This is a genomic window from Kitasatospora sp. SC0581 (genome assembly GCF_048159585.1).
In the GTDB taxonomy this organism is placed as follows: domain Bacteria; phylum Actinomycetota; class Actinomycetes; order Streptomycetales; family Streptomycetaceae; genus Kitasatospora.
Map to the genome: position 1 here is coordinate 1 of NZ_JBLRWA010000339.1, position 308 is coordinate 308.

The 308-nt window shown below is 81.5% G+C and carries 1 protein-coding gene; it reads left to right on the plus strand.

Translation table 11 applies throughout. The annotated features are described in order from the left end of the window. Nucleotides 1–308: ATP-binding cassette domain-containing protein (locus ACLWS4_RS38365; protein ID WP_416876622.1), on the plus strand; the 308-nt coding region annotated here is incomplete at both ends.

Below are 308 nucleotides of genomic sequence, written 5' to 3' on the forward strand. Positions count from 1 at the left end.
ACCCCCGGTCGCCGAGCCCGCCGAACCGGTGGCACTGCCCGAGCGGCCGCTGCCCGTCGCGGTGCGCGGGCTGCCCCTACGGCACCCCGGGCAGACGGTGGCCGCGCTCGCCGGGGAGGACCTCGACCTCGCGGCCGGCCGCCGGATCGCCGGGGTCGGCCCGTCCGGCTCCGGCAAGACCACCCTCGCCCAGGCGCTGCTGCGCTGCCTGGAGCCGAGCGCCGGGACGGTGCGGTTCGCCGACGGCCGCCCCGAGGCCGTGGACAGCCGCGCGCGGGCGGGCGAGTCCGTCCGCCGGGTGATCGGGC